Origin of the sequence: Rathayibacter festucae DSM 15932, from assembly GCF_004011135.1 — a bacterium.
Taxonomy (GTDB): Bacteria; Actinomycetota; Actinomycetes; order Actinomycetales; family Microbacteriaceae; genus Rathayibacter; species Rathayibacter festucae.
In genome coordinates, this window is record NZ_CP028137.1 from 278,140 (window position 1) to 295,200 (window position 17,061).

Here is a 17,061-nt window from a genome sequence, read left to right on the forward strand (position 1 = left end):
CTTCTCCTCTCGACAGCATCCCCAGCGGATCCCGGCGGCGAGCGAGGGCCCAGTGGCGGGCGGTCCGAGGCGCGAGTCCTCCCCTCCCGGCAGAGTCCCCGACAGACAGGCGACATCCGGAATGAAGAACCGCAGGGCACTCCGGATCGGCGCGCGGTGGTGGGCCGGGATCGCCCTCCTGGTGATCGCCGTCCTCCTCTTCCTCTCCGCCCCCGGCGTGGACGACGAGATCGGCGCTCTCCTGGGCAACGGCGTCGTCTTCTCGCAGGGTGCCCTGATGCGCACGCTCGCCGTGCTCGACACGGCCGCCGCGCTCTGGGTGCTGGTCCGTCCGCGCAGCTCCGCCGGTCTGACCGCGGCCCTCGCGGCCGTGATCGGACTCTGGCTCGCCCCGCGGATGGGCGCCGCGGCGCTGGTCGACCTGGGCGGCTTCGCTCTCGACGTCCGCTTCGTCGTCCTCCCCCTCGAAGTGTCGGTCGTGATCGCGGGACTCGCCGTGACAGCCTTCTGGATGACCCGGAATCTGAAGTCCCGGGCACGAGCAGGGCAGGGCGCATGAGCGACGACACCACCGCCGAGGGCACCGCCCCCGACCTCGGCGCTCTCCTCGAGCGGATCGCCGCGGGGGAGCAGGCCGCGTTCTCGCAGCTCTACGACCTCGTCGCCTCGCGCGTCCTCGGACTGATCACGCGGGTCCTGGTCGACCGCGCCCAGTCGGAGGAGGTGGCCCAGGAGGTCTTCCTCGAGATCTGGCAAACCGCTGGACGCTTCGCTCCGAATAAGGGAAGTGCGACGACCTGGATCCTCACGATGGCACACCGCAGGGCCATCGATCGGGTTCGCGCGGCCCAAGCGGGCCGTGATCGGGACGTCCGCATAGGAATCCGCGACCTCGGTCGCGACTACGACCAGGTCGCCGAGCAGGCGGAGGTGTCCCTCGAGCACGAGAAGGTCACCGCCGCCCTGGAGCGGCTGACCGAGCTCCAGCGGCAAGCGCTGCAGCTCGCGTATTACGGCGGCTACTCGCACAGCGAGATCGCCGGGATCCTGAACTGCCCCGTCGGTACCATAAAAACGCGCCTGCGCGACGGGATGATACGACTGAGAGAAGAGATGGGGGTGGCCCTGTGAACGACGTGCAACTCCCCGAAGATCCGCGCGAACTCGCAGCAGGACACGCACTCGGCATCCTCACCCCGGACGAGACCGCCCGGTACGAGAGATTCCTGGACGAGAATCCGGAGGCGCGCGGCGAGGCCGACGCGTTCTCGACCGTGGCCGACGCGCTCGCCGCCGACGCTCCGGCCGTCGCACCGTCGCCGGCCCTCAAGGCCGATCTGATGGCGCTGATCGCGACCACGCCCCAGCTGCCCCGCGACGACACCTCCGATGCTCCGGCCGAGGACCTCGCCGACCGGCGCGAAGCGGTCCCGACCCTGCACGCCGTCGAGCCCTCCGCGGCCGCCGTGAGCGGGCCGTCGGCCGGTGCGCCGTCCGCGACCTCCGGCCGCCACGGCGCCGAGGCCCGCGCCCGCGGACGCTGGTTCACCCGCCCCGCCGTCTACCTCTCCGCCGCCGCCGCCGCGGCCGTCATCGTGGTCGGGGGAGTGGCGCTCCCGCCGCTGCTCACGCCCGATGCCGGGCAGAGCCAGCAGCTGAGCGCCCTCGAGCAGATCCGCAGCGCCCCCGACGTACAGGAGACCGCCGGAGCCGTCGCGACCGGCGAGACCGCGACCCTGGTCTGGTCGGCCTCGCTCGGCCGCTCGGCCCTCGTCGTCGACGACCTCGCGCCCCTGCCCGACGACAAGACCTACGAGCTCTGGTACATCGGCTCGTCCGGCCCGGTCTCGGCCGGGACGTTCGACGGGGGCGACGGCCGCACGGTCGCACCGCTGGAGGGCACGCTCGCCGAGGGCGCCGTCGTCGCGGTGACCGTCGAGGACGCGGGCGGCTCCGAGGCGCCGACCACGGACCCGATCCTGGCCATCGCGACCGCCTGACACCGCCACAGCATCGAGTACAGAAGAGCCGCACTCCCCGAGGGGGTGCGGCTCTTCTGCGCTCCCGACCGGTGTCGCCAGCTGCAGACGGCTCTCTGGGCTCCCGGACAGCAGAAGAGCCGCACCCCCGGGGGAGTGCGGCTCTCGTGCGTGCGGTCGGAGACTCAGCCGAAGCGGCCCGAGACGTAGTCCTCGGTCGCCTGGACGGACGGCCGCGAGAAGATCGTGGCGGTGTCGTCGTACTCGATGAGCTTGCCGGGCTTGCCGGTGCCCGCGATGTTGAAGAACGCGGTGCGGTCCGAGACCCGCGAGGCCTGCTGCATGTTGTGGGTCACGATGACGATCGTGTAGTCGTTCTTGAGCTCCTCGATCAGGTCCTCGATCGCGAGGGTCGAGATCGGGTCGAGGGCCGAGCACGGCTCGTCCATCAGCAGCACGTCGGGGGAGACGGCGATGGCGCGGGCGATGCAGAGCCGCTGCTGCTGGCCGCCGGAGAGGCCGGAGCCGGGCTTCTCGAGCCGGTCCTTGACCTCGTTCCAGAGGTTCGCGCCCTGGAGCGACTTCTCGACGAGGTCGTCCGCGTCGGACTTCGAGATGCGGCGGTTGTTGAGCTTCACCCCGGCCAGGACGTTGTCGCGGATGGACATCGTCGGGAACGGGTTGGGGCGCTGGAAGACCATGCCCACCTGGCGGCGCACGAGCACCGGGTCGACGCCCGGGCCGTAGAGGTTGTTGCCGTCGATCAGCACCTCGCCGTCGACGTAGGCGCCGGGGATGACCTCGTGCATGCGGTTGAGCGTGCGGAGGAAGGTCGACTTGCCGCAGCCGGAGGGGCCGATGAACGCCGTGACGGTGCGGGGCTCGATGGTGAGACCGACTCCCTCGACCGCGAGGAACTTGCTGTAGTAGACGTTGAGGTCGTTGACTTCGATGCGCTTGGACAACGGAGATCCTTAGGGTTAGCGGCCGAGCTTGGGGGCGAAGATGCGCGCGACCAGGCGAGCGAGCAGGTTGAGCAGCATGACGATCAGGATGAGGACCAGCGCGCCGGTCCAGGCCCGATCGATGTAGGCGGCGGCGTCGGCCCCCTGGTCGGCGTACTGGCGGAACACGAAGACCGGGAGGGTCATCATCCGGTCGTCGAACGGGTTGTAGTTCATCGACTGGGTGAACCCGGCGACGATGAGCAGCGGGGCGGTCTCGCCGATGACGCGGGCGATCGAGAGCATGACGCCCGTGACGATGCCGGCGATCGAGGTCGGCAGGACGATCTTCACGACGGTCAGCCACTTCGGCACGCCGAGGGCGAAGGACGCCTCGCGCAGCTCGTTCGGGACCAGGCGCAGCATCTCCTCGGTGGAGCGCACGACGACCGGGATCATCAGCACCGACAGCGCGATCGCGCCGCCGAAGCCCATCCGGATGCCGTCGCCGAAGAGGAGCACCAGCAGCGCATAGGCGAAGAGGCCGGCGACGATCGAGGGGATGCCGGTCATCACGTCGACGAAGAAGGTGATGCCGCGGGCGAGAGCGCCCCGGCCGTACTCGACGAGGTAGATGGCCGTCATCAGGCCGATCGGGATCGAGATGACCGCGGCCAGCGCCGTGATGATCAGCGTGCCCATGATCGCGTGCAGCGCTCCGCCGCCCTCGCCGACGACGTTGCGCATCGAGGAGGTGAAGAAGAGGAGGTCGAAGCGCGCGGCGCCCGCGGTGACCGCCGTGTACATCAGCGAGATCAGCGGGATCAGCGCGACGACGAACGCGGCGGTGACGAGGGTGGTGACGACCCGGTCGGTGGCGCGGCGGGGGCCCTCCACCAGGCGGGCGAGGACGAAGACGGCGACCGTGTAGAGCACGGCGCCGAAGAAGACGGTGCCGACGACGTCGAAGCCCTGGGTGGTGCCGGTGACGGCGAGGAGGGCGTAGACGAGCGCCATCACGGCGATGCTGCCGACCAGGAGGGCGACGGGCGCCCACTTGGGCAGCTGGCCGCTGGTGAGCGTGTTGACCGGCGCAGGGACCGCGTCCTCGACGCGGCGCTGGCGGGGCGGAGTCATCGTGACCATCAGTTCGCTCCCGAGAAGGCCTTGCGGCGGTTGATGATGTAGCGGGCGAGCATGTTGACGAGCAGTGTGATGACGAAGAGCATCAGGCCGGAGGCGACGAGCTCGTTGACCTTCAGGCCGTAGGCCTCGGGGAAGCTCAGCGCGATGTTCGCGGCGACGGTGTTCGAGTTCGTCGACTGCAGCAGGGCGAAGTTCACCACGAAGGACGGCGAGAGCACGATGGCGACCGCCATCGTCTCGCCGAGCGCGCGGCCGAGGCCGAGCATCGACGCGGAGATGATGCCGGGGCGGCCGAAGGGCAGGACCGCGGTGCGGACCATCTCCCAGCGGGTCGCGCCCAGGGCGAGCGCGGCCTCCTCGTGCAGCGTCGGCGTCTGGAGGAACACCTCGCGCGAGATCGCCGTGACGATCGGCAGGATCATGACCGCGAGCACGAGGGCGACGGTCAGGATCGTGCGGCCGGTGCCGGAGACCGGGCCGTTGAAGAGCGGGAACCAGCCGAAGGCGTCCGTGAGGAACGCGTAGAACGGCTGGACGAAGGGGGCGAGCACCGTGATGCCCCAGAGGCCGAAGACGACCGACGGCACGGCGGCCAGCAGGTCGATCACGTAGCCGAGGCCCTGCGCGAGCTTGCGCGGGGCGTAGTGCGAGATGAAGAGCGCGATCCCGATCGCGATGGGGACCGCGATCACCATCGCGAGCCCGGCGGCGTAGACGGTGCCGAACACGAGCGGGCCGACGTAGGACCAGAAGCCCGCTCCGCCGGAGATCGTGTCGGGGGACGCCGTGAGAGCCGGGATCGACTGGACGACCAGGAAGAGGGCGACGGCGGCGAGGATGACGAGGATCAGCGCGCCGGAGGCGACTGCCGTTCCGGAGAAGATCCGGTCTGCGGCCCGCTGCTTCGCCTTGATGGCGCCGACGGGCCGCTCTGCGGTGGTCATGTGGGTGTCCCTGCGTTCGGTGTGGGGGAGGGGGCCGAGCCGTGACGCGGCCCCGGACCGGCTGGGGTCCGGGGCCGCGTCATGAGGGGGAGGTTACTTGATCGACTCGATGGCCGTCGCGACCTGGGTCGACAGCTCGGACGAGAGCGGCGCGGCGCCGGCGGAGGTGGCGGCCTCCTGCTGGCCCTCCTCGCTGGTCACGTAGCCGAGGTACGCCTTGACGAGCTCGCCCGTCGCGGCGTCCTGGTACTCCTGGCAGGCGATGAGGTAGCTCACCAGGACGACCGGGTAGACGCCGGCCTCCTCGGAGGCGTAGTCGATCTCGTAGACGATGTCGTTCTCGGGACGGTCGGTCGCCTCGGGGGACGCGTCGACGATCGCGGCAGCGGCCTCGGGCGAGTAGGCGACGAAGTCGTCGCCGACCTTCACCTTGGCGGTGCCCAGGCTGCCGGCGCGCGAGGCGTCGGCGTAGCCGATGGTGTTCTGGCCGTTGGTGACGGTGTCGATGACGCCCGAGGTGCCCTGGGCCGCCTCGCCGCCCTCGTAGGGCCAGACTCCGTCGGGCTCGGCGTCCCACACGGTGGGCGCGGTCGCGTTGAGGTACGCGGCGAAGTTCTCGGTGGTGCCCGAGTCGTCCGAGCGGTGCACGGCGGTGATGTTCGAGGACGGGAGCGTCGCGTCGGGGTTCAGCGCGGCGATCTCGGGGGCGTTCCAGGTGGTGATGGTGCCCTTGAAGATGCCCGCGATGGTGGCGGCGTCGAGGTTCAGCTCGTCGAGGCCCTCCACGTTGAAGACGATCGCGATCGGCGAGATGTAGGCCGGGACGTCGATGGCGGAGGTGCCGTCGGCGCACTTGCCGAAGGAGCCGTCGAGCTCCTCGAGCTTCAGCGCGCGGTCCGAGCCGGCGAAGTCGGCGCCGCCGGCGATGAAGGCCTCACGGCCCGCGCCGGAGCCGTCGGGGGAGTAGTTGACGGTGACGCCGGTGTTCGCCTGCTGGAAGGCGGAGACCCAGGCCTCCTGGGCGGAGCCCTGCGAGGAGGCGCCGATGCCGTTGAGGGTGCCCTCGAGGGTGCTGGCGGAGCCGGAGGAGGACGAGTCGCCGGTGGCGGCGGGCCCCTCGTTGGCAGCACAGGAGGTCAGCGTGATGGCTGCGACGGCGGCGATGACGGCCGCCTGGCCGAGACGCGAGAAACGCACAAGTATCCCTTTCGGGTAGGAAAGCAGGGGGATGGACGGGCTTGGTGCGGCCCGCCAGCGAGAGTACGGAGGGGTCGTGTCCTGCCCCCGTCCGCTCGGTGAACGCGCGGTGAACGACGGGCCGCCCTCAGGCGCCGCGGAGCGCGGAGGAGCACTATTCGCGCGGCACTCCGGCGGCTTGGGCGCGGCTCACTCGAGCGGGGCGTGCGTCTCGATCGCGACGATGCCGGAGCCCGGGTGCTCGACGGAGAGGTGCACCACCGCGAAGCCGCCGGTCGGCAGGTCGGAGGCCTCCTCGAGGTACGGGCCGATCGGCGTCGCGGTGGCCAGCGCCAGCTCGCGCAGGATCTCGGGGATCACCGGACCGTGGCTGCAGAGCACGGCGCTCTTGCGCGCGCGGACCCGCTTGCCGACGACCGAGCGGACGTCGGCGGCGCCGTGCTCGTGCGCGTCCTGGCTGAGGTCCTCCGAGAGGCGGACCGGCCGCTTGAGCAGCGCGGAGAGCGGAGCGATCGTGGCCCGGCAGCGCTTCGCCGTGCTCGTGACGAGCCGACGGGGCCGCCAGGCGGCGACGGCGCGGCTCGCGGCGGCCGCCTCCTCGTCGCCGCGGCGGTTGAGCCGCCGGGTGGAGTCGCGCCCGTCCCAGGAGGACGCGGGGACCGCCTTCGCGTGCCGGAGCACCACGACGGCGAAGGTGTCATGCGTGCCGCGCGAGACGATCCGCGCGAACTCGTCGACGATCTCGATGTCGTGCGGGTAGGTCAGGTAGCTGCGGGCGCGCTTGATCGTGACCCACTCGAGCGCCTCGACCTCGCGGTTCGGCACGAAGTCCGAGGCGAGCACCGCCTTCTCGGTCACTCGTGCCGCCCAGTAGTGCACGGTCTTCGGTCGCCCGTTCGGCAGCGCGTACTGCACGGTGCCGAGCGGCACTCCGAGCGCGACCGCGAACCCGGTCTCCTCGCGGATCTCGCGCACCGCGGTCTCCGGCAGCGACTCGCCCGGATCGACCTTCCCCTTGGGCAGGCTGACGTCCTTGCGGTGCGGCCGGTGGATCACCAGGACGTGCAGACGCCCCTCGATGATCCGCCAGCACACGGCGCCGGCCGCGTAGACGGTCCCCGTCACGGCGTCAGCGGGTGGAGGCTCGGGAGCCGGTCCGCGTCGCCGTGCGCTTGCGGTGCGTGATGTGCGCCATCAGCCGGTTCTGCAGATCGGAGAGGGGTGCGCCGTCCTCGTCGAGGTGGTGCCGCGTCCAGATCCCGTCCGGGCCGAGCCACCACGAGGCGGTCTTCTCGTCCATCGCGCGGTCGAACATGTCGGCGATCTCGCTGAGGTGCGCCGGCTCGACGATCCGCACGAGCGCCTCGACGCGGCGGTCGAGGTTGCGGTGCATCATGTCGGCGCTGCCGATGAAGACCTCGGGCTCGCCGCCGTTGACGAAGCTGAAGATGCGGGAGTGCTCGAGGTAGCGCCCGAGGATGGAGCGGACGCGGATGTTCTCCGAGAGTCCCTCCTGCCCGGGCTTCAGCCCGCAGATGCCGCGGACCCAGACGTCCACGGGCACACCGGCCTGGCTCGCGCGGTAGAGCGCGTCGATCACCGACTCGTCGACGATCGAGTTCATCTTGATCCGGATGCCCGAGGGGCGGCCGGCGCGGGCGTTCTCGGTCTCGGCCGCGATCCGCTTCAGCAGTCCCTTGCGCAGGTGGCGCGGCGCGACCAGCAGGCGCTTGAACTTCTTCTCGATCGCGTAGCCGGAGAGCTCGTTGAAGAGGCGGGTGAGGTCCTTGCCGACCTCGGGGTCGGCGGTCAGCAGGCCGAGGTCCTCGTAGATCCGCGAGGTCTTCGGGTTGTAGTTGCCGGTGCCGATGTGGGAGTAGTGCCGCAACACCCCGCCCTTCTCCTGGCGGATGACCAGCGCGAGCTTGCAGTGGGTCTTCAGCCCGACGAGGCCGTAGACCACGTGGACACCGGCCTTCTCGAGCTTGCGGGCCCAGGAGATGTTGGCCTTCTCGTCGAAGCGCGCCTTGATCTCGACGAGCGCGAGCACCTGCTTGCCGGACTCCGCGGCGTCGATCAGCGCCTCGACGATGGGGGAGTCGCCCGAGGTGCGGTACAGCGTCTGCTTGATCGCCAGCACGTCGGGGTCGGCCGCGGCCTGCTCGAGGAACGCCTGGACACTCGTCGCGAAGGACTCGTAGGGGTGGTGCAGCAGCACGTCGCCGCGCGAGACCGCCTTGAAGATGTCCTGGCGCTGGTTCGGCTCGCTCGGCGAGAGCTGCACGGCCGTCGTCGGGACGTGGTTGGGGTACTTGAGGTCCGGCCGGTCGATCTTCTGCAGGCTGAACAGGCCGCCGAGGTCGAGCGGCGCGGGGAGCTTGTAGACCTCCTGCGTGGTGATGTCGAGCTCGCGGACGAGGAGCCCGAGGGTCTCGTCATCCATGTCGTCGGTCACCTCGAGGCGGATGGGCGGGCCGAACCGGCGGCGGAGGAGCTCCTTCTCGAGCGCCTTGATCAGATTCTCGGTCTCGTCCTCGTCGACCTCGACGTCCTCGTTGCGGGTGACCCGGAAGACGTGGTGGTCGAGGATCTCCATGCCCGGGAAGAGGTCGTCGAGCTGGTTCGCGATCAGGTCCTCGAGCGAGATGAAGCGCATCGGCTCACCGGGAGCGGCGACGCCGGCGATCCGCACGAAGCGCGGCAGCATCTGCGGCACCTTGAGGCGGGCGAACTCGGTCTTCTGGGTCTTCGGGTTCCGCACGCGCACCGAGAGGTTGAGCGAGAGCCCCGAGATGTAGGGGAACGGGTGCGCCGGGTCGACGGCCAGCGGCATCAGCACGGGGAAGACCTGCGCCGAGAAGTAGTCGTCGAGCACCTCGCGCTCGGCGTCGCTGAGCTCGCTCCAGCGGACGATGTCGATCCCGGCGTCGCGGAGGGCCGGCTCGACGAGCTCCTTGAAGGCGCGCGAGTGCCGCTGCTGCAGCAGGTGCGCCTTCTCCGAGATGTCGGTCAGCACGTCGACCGGCACGCGCCCGATGTTGGTGGGCAGCGCGAGGCCGGTGAGGATGCGGCGCTTCAGCCCTGCGACGCGGACCATGAAGAACTCGTCGAGGTTGGACGAGAAGATCGCGAGGAAGTTGGCCCGCTCGAGCGCGGGCACCAGCGGGTCCTCGGCCAGCTCGAGCACGCGCTGGTTGAACGCCAGCCAGCTCAGCTCGCGGTCGAGGTAGCGGTCGTCCGGGAGCAGGGGGTCGGAGTGACCCTCCTCCTCCTCGTCGAAGTCGTCGTCGAGCTCGTCGCTCAGGCCGTCTTCGAGAATCAGGTTGTCGCCGTCCATGCGACCATCCTGGCACCGCCTCGGACGCGCCCGCGCCGCCCGTGGTGAATGCCGGGTGAACCCGCCCTGGGGAGGAGCCTCGGAGCCGGTGCGCCGCTCAGCGCACCGCGGGGCGGCGGTGCAGGTACTGCACGTCGACGGCGGCGTCGGTGAAGCCGAGCGAGCGGTACAGCGCCACCGCGGAGCGGTTCTCCGCCTCGACGTAGAGGTCCGCGACGGTGCAGCCGCGCTCGAGCATCCGGGCGAGTCCCGCCCCGAGGAGCGTCCGCCCCAGCCCGCGACCGGCGGTCTCGGGAGCCACGCCGAGGACGTAGATCTCGCCCGTCGTCGACTCCGGCTCGATCTTCAGCCAGTCGTATCCGACGAGCGCGCCGTCGGCGTCGCGGAGCAGGAGGAAGTCCCCGTCGTCGTACCAGGGCTCGGCCCGGCGCGCGGCCAGGTCGTCCTCGGTGATCCGGCCCTGCTCCGGGTGCGCGGCGAAGACCCGGGCGTTGAGGGCGACCCACTCGGCCGGGTCGAGGTCGCGGCCGTCGGAGAGCGCGAAGCCCTCGGGGACGCTCACCTCGGGGGCGACGAGCGGATCGAGCGCGAGGTGCAGCAGCGTCCGCACCGGCGCGAAGTCGTGCGAGGCGGCGAGGGCCCTGGCCGCCGGGTGGTCGCCGTGCGCCCAGGCCAGGAGCCCGGTGCGCCCGCTCGCGAGCACCTGATCGAGGACGGCGCGGCCGAAGCCGACGCCGCGCCACTCCGGGTCCACGACGAACTCGAGCTCGCCCTGGCCGAGCACGGCGGCCGCCACCACGACGTCGGCGCGCAGGCCGACGAGGAGCGTGCGCGACCCGGCCCGCGCGTCGATCAGGGTCTGATCGCTGAACGGGGGCCGGCCGTCGAACCAGGCGGCCCGGCCGATCAGGTGCTCGAGCCCCGCGGCGACGGCGGGATCGGCCAGGTTCTCAACCGAGAGATTGAGCGACTCGTTCATTGTCCTCTTCGTACACGTTGAAGCGGTATCCGACGTTGCGGACCGTCCCGATGAGCGATTCCAGATCGCCGAGCTTGGCGCGCAGGCGCCGCACGTGCACGTCGACCGTGCGGGTGCCGCCGAAGTAGTCGTAGCCCCAGACCTCGCTGAGCAGCTGCTCGCGGGTGAAGACGCGCGACGGGTGCGTCGCGAAGAACCGCAGCAGCTCGAACTCCTTGAAGGTGAGGTCGAGCGGGCGCCCGTGCACCTTCGCGGAGTAGCTGGCCTCGTCGATCACGACGCCGGACGCCTGGATCCGCGAGGTCGACTGCTCCTGAGCGAGCCGGCCGATGACCAGCCGGATGCGGGCGTCGACCTCGGCGGGGCCGGCCGAGTCGAGGATGACGTCGTTCACGCCCCAGTCCGCGGAGACCGCGGTGAGACCGCCCTCGGTGAGGATGAGGATGAGCGGGACGTTGATCCCGGTGGTGGTCAGGATCTTGCAGAGCGACTTCGCGCTGGCCAGGTCCTGCCGGGCGTCGACGAAGATGAGGTCGCAGCTCGGGGCGTTCACGAGGTGCGCCGGCTCCGCCGGGATCTGCCGGGTCTTGTGGCTGAGCAGGCCCAGTGCGGGGAGGACCTCCGAGCCACCGGCTGAGGTCAGTATCAACAACTGCGCCACGGATCCTCCAGGATTGGTCTCCGGCAATACTAGCGGCGGGTCGGAGAGGCCGATTCCCTGGGGCACAATTGAGGGATGGGCAGGGATCGCGCGGGAGTGGCAGCGGTCTGGGTGCTCGCGCTCCTCGGCTCCGTCGTCACCCTGGTGATCGCCTCGCCCGGCTCGCAGCAGCTCTGGCTGGCGCTGACCTTCGGCGGCTGCGTCCTCGCGACCTTCGCCGTCCAGCTCGCCGTGGCGAAGGCGGACGGCTATCTGGTGCGCACGATGACGAGCGTCGTCGGCGCGATGGTCGTCGTCGCGGTCGCCAGCGGCATCGCCGCCCTCACCTCGCTCTGATCGGGCCTCCTCCACCCCGTCGCGTCGGTGCCGCCGGATAGGATGGAGTCATGCTTCTCGCCCTCGAACTCTTCTATCTCGGACTGCTCGGGCTCGCCTCCCTCGCGATCGCGTGGGTCTCCGGCGTGGTCGTCTACAAGCTCTACCGCGGCCAGCGCTAGCCGCCGCCGGAGCAGGTTTGATCTCCCTCCCCTCGGGCCTCCCGCCCGAACTCGTCCCGCTCTCCTGGCTGCTCGGCGTCTGGGAGGGATCGGGTGTCATCGACTACGCCGTCGGCGACGACTCCGTGCAGGCCGAGTTCGGCCACCGCGTGAGCTTCAGCTACGACGGCCTGCCCTACCTCAACTACAGCTCGTACACCTGGCTGCTCGAGGACGACAGCGAGGTCGGCCACCGGCCGCTCGTGAGCGAGATGGGCTACTGGCGGCTCAGCCGCCCGCTCACCGACGCCGACGCCGGCCCGGCCATGCTGCCGGGCCGCGGTGCGCCCGCGTTCCCGGACGCCGAGTCGGTCGAGACGCTGCGCAACGGCGGCGGCGGCTTCGACATCGAGGTGTCGCTGGTGCACCCCGACGGCGTCAGCGAGCTGTACCTCGGCCAGGTCAAGGGCCCGAGGATCGACCTCGCGACCGACGCCGTCATGCGCACCGCCGCCGCGAAGGACTACGCGGCCGCCACCCGCCTCTACGGCCTCGTCGACGACCACCTGCTCTGGGCGTGGGACATCGCCGCGCTCGGCCAGGGGCTCCGCACCCACTCCTCCGGAAGGCTCGCCCGTGTCGAATGAGACCGCGTCCTCGGAGCGGCTGCCGATCTCCCCGCTCCTGTCGGTCTCGGGCGCCGTCGTCGGGACCAGTGCGGCTGAGCCCGGCGTCGCCGCGCACTACGGCGAGCCGTTCCGCGAGCAGCGGGCGCTCGCCGCGGGCACCGCGATCGTCGACCTCTCGGGTCGCGGCGTCGTCACCGTCACCGGCCCCGACCGCCTCACCTGGCTCGACTCGCTGACCAGCCAGGCGCTCGCTCGCCTCGCCCCCGGCGACTCGGCCGAGACCCTGCTGCTGGACCCGTCCGGGCGGATCGAGCACCTCATCCGCGTCGTCGACGACGGCGAGACCGCCTGGCTCCTCCTCGACCGCGACGAGACGCCGGGGCTCGCGGCCTGGCTCGACCGGATGCGCTTCCTGCTCCGCGTCGAGATCGCCGACCGCACCGTCGAGTTCGCGACGCTCGCGACGCTCGGCGACGGCCCTGCGACCGCGCTCGCCCTCGAGCTCGCGGGGGAGTCCGGCATCAGCTGGCTCGACCCGTGGGCGCAGGTGCAGCCCGGCGGCTGGCAGTACGCCACCGCTCCCGCGCACCCCGCGGCCGGCTGGACCGCCCGCGAGACCCTCGTGCCGCGCGCGGCGCTCGACGGGCTCGAGTCCCGCGCCCGCGCGGCGGGCGTGGCGCTCGCCGGCTCCGACGCCCTCGAGGCGCTCCGCATCGCCGCCTGGCGCCCGCGGCACGCGACCGAGGTCGACGACCGCTCGATCCCGCACGAGCTCGACCTGCTCCGCTCCTCGGTGCACCTGGCCAAGGGCTGCTACCGCGGGCAGGAGACGGTCGCCAAGGTGCACAACCTCGGCCACCCGCCCCGCCGCCTCGTGCTGCTGCAGCTCGACGGCTCCGACTCCGCCCTGCCCGGGCACGGCGACGTCGTCACGGCGCTCAAGGGCGGCGACCCGGTCGAGGTCGGCACCGTCACCGCGAGCGCCTGGCACTACGAGGAGGGCCCCATCGCCCTCGCCGTCGTCAAGCGCTCGGTCCCCGTCGACCTCGAGCTCACCGTGCTGGCCGGCGAGATCCGCGTCTCCGCCGCCCAGGAGGTCGTCGTGCCGCCGGGCGCCGGCGCCGAGGCGGGAGTGCCCCGCCTGCCCCGCCTCGGGGCAGCGACCAGGTAGGCCACGCCGTGGTGGCCGCAGGACCCGCTCGGCGGGATCGGGCGGCCGCGCGGATCCGGGCGCTCGTCCGCCTCGACGACGTCCGGCCCGGCCGGGGCGTCGCGCGCGCCGTGGCGTCGCTGCCCGCGGTGCTGCAGATCGTCCTCGCGGCGATCCTCGCCTACTCCGTCTCGCGCTTCGTCTTCGGGCACCCCGCCCCGGTGCTGTCGCTGACGGCGACCATCTCGAGCCTGGGCATCGCGCGCGACACCCGGCCGAAGCAGGTCGCCGAGACCGCGATCGGCATGCTGATCGGGATCACCGCGAGCGAGGTGCTGCTGCTGCTCTGGGGCACCGGCGTCTGGCAGCTCGCCGTCGTGCTCGCGATCGTCTTCACCGTGGGGCGGGCGCTCTCGCCGTCCCCCGGCTTCGCCGTCGCGGCCGGCACACAGGCGATGCTGGTGATGATCCTGCCCGCGCCCGACGGGGGAGTGTTCACCCGGAGCCTCGACGGTCTGGTCGGCGGGCTCGCCGCGCTGCTGTGCACCGCGATCGTGCCGCGCAATCCGCTCCGGGCGGCTCGCGCCGAGGCGCGGCGGCTGGTGTCGGCACTGGCGGAGACGATCGACGCGCTCGCCGACGCGCTCCGCCGGGGCGATCAGGCGGCCTCCGCGGCGGCGCTCGAGCGCGTCCGCGGTACGCAGCCGGTGATCGACGGCTGGACGGCCGCCCTCGACTCGGCGATCGGGGTCGCACGGATCTCGCCGTTCGTCCGGCGGCACCGCGCCGAGCTGGAGCGGCAGCGCACGATGCTCGCCGCGCTCGACCTCGCGACCCGCAACCTCCGCATCGTCGCGCGGCGCACCGACTTCCTGGTCGGCGACGCCGTGCCGCGGCCGGCGCTCGCCGACGTCGTCGCGGACTTCGGCCCGGGGATCGCCCTGCTCGGCCGCGCCGTCACCGAGCCCGCGGTGCTCGCGCTCGCGCGTCAGGACCTCGTGCTGCTCGCGACGACCCTCGACCCGCAGGCGCTGATCCCCGAGGCGCGGCTGGCGGAGAAGACGCTGCTGGTCATCCTCCGCCCGCTCGTCGTCGACCTGCTGACGGCGACCGGGGCGAGCTCGGCCGAGGCGAGAACCGCGCTGCCCGAGCTCGCCTGACCGGCCGGGCTCCTCCGGCGCTCACGCGTTGGTGGCGTCCTGCACCTCGCCCACGAGCTCCTCGATGATGTCCTCGAGGAAGAGGACACCGGTGGTGCGGCCCTCGGCGTCGACCACCCGGGCGAGGTGCGCGCCGGTGCGCCGGAGCGCGGCGAGCGCGTCCTCCAGCTCGTCGCCGGCCGAGACCGCGGCGAGCCGGCGGATCCGCTTGCGCGGCACCGGCACCTCGGTCGCGTCGAGGTCGGAGACGTCCTTGAGGTGCAGGTAGCCGCCGGGCAGTCCGTCGCCGTCCGCGAGCAGGTAGCGCGAGTAGCCGTGCTCGGCCACTGCGCGGCGCACGTCCGCGGGCGTGGCCTCGGCGGGCAGCAGCACCATCCGCTCGAGCGGGACCGCGACGTCCGCGACCCGCTTGGTCGTGAACTCGAACGCCGCAGTGACGGTGCCGGAGGCGTCGACCAGCACGCCCTCGCGGGTCGACTGGCGGACGATCGCGGCGACCTCGTCGAGCGTGAAGGCGCTGGTCGCCTCGTCCTTCGGCTCCACCCGCACCAGGCGGAGGATGCCGTTGGCGACCGCGTTCAGCGACCAGATCACCGGCTTCACCAGGCGCGAGACGAGCACGAGCGGCGGAGCGAGGAGCAGCGCGGCCCGGGTCGGCACCGAGAACGCCAGGTTCTTCGGCACCATCTCGCCGAACACGACGTGCAGGAAGGTGACGAGCAGCAGCGCGGCGACGAACGCGATCACGCCGATCGCCTCCGCGGACAGCGCCGTGAAGCCCAGCGGGATCTCGAGCAGGTGGTGGATCGCCGGCTCCGAGACGTTGAGGATGACCAGCGAGCAGACCGTGATGCCCAGCTGGCTCGTCGCGAGCATCAGAGTGGCGTGCTCCATCGCCCAGAGCGTGGTCTTCGCCGCGCGGCTGCCCGCATCGGCCCGCGGCTCGATCTGCGAGCGGCGAGCCGAGATGACGGCGAACTCGGCGCCGACGAAGAAGGCGTTGACGATCAGCAGGACCACGAGCCAGGCGATCCCCGGCAGGTACTCACTCATGGACGGCCCCCTCGGCTCGGAGCGCGGCGACGCCGACGGCATCGCCTCCGTCGGTCTCGTCTCCGGCAGCGGACGGGGTGAAGCGAACGCGGTCGACGCGGTGGGCGGCGACGCGGTCGACCCGCAGCACGCCGCCGGCCACGGCGACCTCGTCGCCGAGCTCGGGCACGCGGCCGAGGGTCGAGGCGAGGAAGCCGGCGACCGTGTCGTAGTCCTCGCCCTCGGGCACCACGGCGCCGAGCCGCTCCGCGACCTCGTCGGGGCGCAGCTCGCCGCCGAAGGTCGCCGAGCGGCCGGAGCGGACGACGCCGGCGCGGCTGCGGTCGTGCTCGTCCTCCAGCTCGCCGACGATCTCCTCGACGAGGTCCTCGAGCGTCACGACGCCCGCGGTTCCGCCGTACTCGTCGACGACGACCGCGATGGCGAGGCCGCTGCCGCGCAGGGGAGCGAGCAGGGCGTCGGCACGGGCGGTCTCGGGGACGCGCATCGGCGCGATCATCAGCGACTCCGCGGTCGCCTGCGCCCGGTCCTCCGGGGCCAGTGCGAAGGCGTGCTTGACGTGCAGGACACCGCGGACGTCGTCGGAGTCGCGCCCGAGCACGGGGAAGCGCGAGAAGCCGGTGCGGTTCGCCAGCCGGACGACGTCCTCCGCGGTGCTCTGCAGTGTGACGGAGGCCATCCGCACCCGCGGCGTCATCACGTCGGCGACGCTGCGGCTCGAGAAGCGGAGCGTGCGGTGCAGCAGGTCCGCGTGGTCGCTGTCGAGCGTGCCCTCGAGCACCGAGCGGCGCACCAGCGAGCCGAGCTCGTCGGCGCTGCGGGCGCCCGAGAGCTCCTCCTTGGGCTCGATGCCCATCGCGCGGATCAGGGCGTTGGCCGTGTTGTTGAAGAGCAGGATCACGGGCTTGAAGACCGTGGTGAAGAGGATCTGGAACGGCACGACGACCTGCGCGGTCCTCAGCGGCAGCGCTAGGGCGAAGTTCTTCGGGACGAGCTCGCCGATCACCATCGAGAAGACCGTCGCCAGCAGGACGCCGACGACCGTGCCGATGCCCGGCACGATCTCGGTCGGGATCCCGAGCGAGCGCAGCGGGTCGCCGAGCAGCGAGCTGATCGCGGGCTCGAAGGTGTAGCCGGTGAGCAGCGTGGTGAGCGTGATGCCCAGCTGCGCGCCGGAGAGATGGGTGGAGGTGATCCGCAGGGCGGAGATCGTCGGGTCGAGGCGCTTCTCACCGCGGGCGCGGCGCTCCTCCAGCTCGTTGCGGTCGAGGTTGACCAGCGCGAACTCGGAGGCGACGAAGAGACCGGTGCCGACGGTGAGGAGGAGGCCGATGACGATGCCGAGCCATTCAGGCACCCGCGGCACCGCCGATCAGGGTCGAGGTCGGTGCGGCGGAGGAGGGAGC

At 71.7% G+C, this 17,061-nt stretch carries 17 protein-coding genes; 7 read left to right on the forward strand and 10 right to left on the reverse strand.

All coding sequences use genetic code 11. The features are described from left to right. Positions 1 to 121 precede the first annotated feature (121 nt). Genes C1I64_RS01385 through C1I64_RS01395 form a run of 3 tightly spaced genes read left to right on the forward strand, consistent with a single transcriptional unit; the run spans position 122 to position 2,000 of the window. Positions 122 to 559 carry a hypothetical protein gene (locus C1I64_RS01385; RefSeq protein WP_123733778.1) on the forward strand — a complete coding sequence of 146 codons (438 nt, stop codon included), beginning with the start codon at positions 122 to 124 and terminating at the stop codon, positions 557 to 559. Then, positions 556 to 1,131 carry an ECF RNA polymerase sigma factor SigK gene (gene sigK, locus C1I64_RS01390; protein ID WP_123445139.1) on the forward strand — a complete coding sequence of 192 codons (576 nt, stop codon included), beginning with the start codon at positions 556 to 558 and terminating at the stop codon, positions 1,129 to 1,131. Before C1I64_RS01385 ends, sigK begins: the two co-directional genes overlap by 4 nt. Before the next feature lie 5 nt (positions 1,132 to 1,136). Beyond that, complete coding sequence (locus C1I64_RS01395; RefSeq protein WP_127885967.1) at positions 1,137 to 2,000, forward strand: anti-sigma factor; 864 nt, start codon at positions 1,137 to 1,139, stop codon at positions 1,998 to 2,000. 164 nt (positions 2,001 to 2,164) lie between these two features. On the opposite strand, the gene pstB is transcribed toward C1I64_RS01395, so the two are convergent. From pstB to C1I64_RS01435, 8 genes are all read right to left on the reverse strand, one after another. Further along, positions 2,165 to 2,944 carry a phosphate ABC transporter ATP-binding protein PstB gene (gene pstB / locus C1I64_RS01400; RefSeq protein WP_123445141.1) on the reverse strand — a complete coding sequence of 260 codons (780 nt, stop codon included), beginning with the start codon at positions 2,942 to 2,944 and terminating at the stop codon, positions 2,165 to 2,167. Between the two features lie 15 nt (positions 2,945 to 2,959). Next, complete coding sequence (gene pstA, locus C1I64_RS01405) at positions 2,960 to 4,069, reverse strand: phosphate ABC transporter permease PstA (RefSeq protein ID WP_372487840.1); 1,110 nt, start codon at positions 4,067 to 4,069, stop codon at positions 2,960 to 2,962. Continuing rightward, positions 4,069 to 5,013, reverse strand: coding sequence for a phosphate ABC transporter permease subunit PstC (gene pstC, locus C1I64_RS01410; protein WP_127885968.1), 945 nt, complete (start codon positions 5,011 to 5,013; stop codon positions 4,069 to 4,071). The genes pstA and pstC overlap by 1 nt, the downstream gene beginning before the upstream one ends. Before the next feature lie 93 nt (positions 5,014 to 5,106). Beyond that, positions 5,107 to 6,210, reverse strand: coding sequence for a phosphate ABC transporter substrate-binding protein PstS (locus tag C1I64_RS01415; protein WP_127885969.1), 1,104 nt, complete (start codon positions 6,208 to 6,210; stop codon positions 5,107 to 5,109). A gap of 189 nt (positions 6,211 to 6,399) precedes the next feature. After that, positions 6,400 to 7,335: an NUDIX hydrolase gene (locus tag C1I64_RS01420; protein ID WP_123445144.1), complete on the reverse strand. Its 936-nt coding sequence runs from the start codon at positions 7,333 to 7,335 to the stop codon at positions 6,400 to 6,402. Between the two features lie 4 nt (positions 7,336 to 7,339). After that, complete coding sequence (locus C1I64_RS01425) at positions 7,340 to 9,547, reverse strand: RNA degradosome polyphosphate kinase (RefSeq protein ID WP_123702233.1); 2,208 nt, start codon at positions 9,545 to 9,547, stop codon at positions 7,340 to 7,342. Between the two features lie 97 nt (positions 9,548 to 9,644). Further along, a complete protein-coding gene (gene mshD, locus C1I64_RS01430) occupies positions 9,645 to 10,526 on the reverse strand; it encodes a mycothiol synthase (RefSeq protein ID WP_127885970.1) in 882 nt (293 codons plus the stop codon). Beyond that, a complete protein-coding gene (locus C1I64_RS01435) occupies positions 10,498 to 11,187 on the reverse strand; it encodes a winged helix-turn-helix domain-containing protein (protein WP_123445147.1) in 690 nt (229 codons plus the stop codon). The genes mshD and C1I64_RS01435 overlap by 29 nt, the downstream gene beginning before the upstream one ends. Positions 11,188 to 11,262: 75 nt before the next feature. Here C1I64_RS01435 and C1I64_RS01440 point away from each other — a divergent pair, with 75 nt between their 5' ends. The 4 genes from C1I64_RS01440 to C1I64_RS01455 all read left to right on the forward strand — a co-directional run bounded on the left by C1I64_RS01440 (position 11,263) and on the right by C1I64_RS01455 (position 14,602). Further along, positions 11,263 to 11,523 carry a hypothetical protein gene (locus C1I64_RS01440; protein ID WP_127885971.1) on the forward strand — a complete coding sequence of 87 codons (261 nt, stop codon included), beginning with the start codon at positions 11,263 to 11,265 and terminating at the stop codon, positions 11,521 to 11,523. Between the two features lie 178 nt (positions 11,524 to 11,701). Then, a complete protein-coding gene (locus tag C1I64_RS01445) occupies positions 11,702 to 12,310 on the forward strand; it encodes a nitrobindin family protein (protein ID WP_127885972.1) in 609 nt (202 codons plus the stop codon). Continuing rightward, complete coding sequence (gene ygfZ, locus C1I64_RS01450; RefSeq protein ID WP_425272890.1) at positions 12,300 to 13,463, forward strand: CAF17-like 4Fe-4S cluster assembly/insertion protein YgfZ; 1,164 nt, start codon at positions 12,300 to 12,302, stop codon at positions 13,461 to 13,463. The genes C1I64_RS01445 and ygfZ overlap by 11 nt, the downstream gene beginning before the upstream one ends. 8 nt (positions 13,464 to 13,471) lie before the next feature. After that, positions 13,472 to 14,602, forward strand: a complete 1,131-nt coding sequence (locus tag C1I64_RS01455; protein ID WP_127885973.1) for an FUSC family protein — start codon at positions 13,472 to 13,474, stop codon at positions 14,600 to 14,602. Between the two features lie 21 nt (positions 14,603 to 14,623). Here the strand turns inward: C1I64_RS01455 and C1I64_RS01460 are convergent, their stop codons facing one another. After that, positions 14,624 to 15,655, reverse strand: coding sequence for a hemolysin family protein (locus C1I64_RS01460; RefSeq protein WP_127885974.1), 1,032 nt, complete (start codon positions 15,653 to 15,655; stop codon positions 14,624 to 14,626). Then, the gene (locus C1I64_RS01465; protein WP_127885975.1) at positions 15,648 to 17,012 is read right to left on the reverse strand and encodes a hemolysin family protein; all 1,365 of its coding nucleotides are present in this window, start codon (positions 17,010 to 17,012) and stop codon (positions 15,648 to 15,650) included. The genes C1I64_RS01460 and C1I64_RS01465 overlap by 8 nt, the downstream gene beginning before the upstream one ends. Between the last annotated feature and the right edge of the window lie 49 nt (positions 17,013 to 17,061).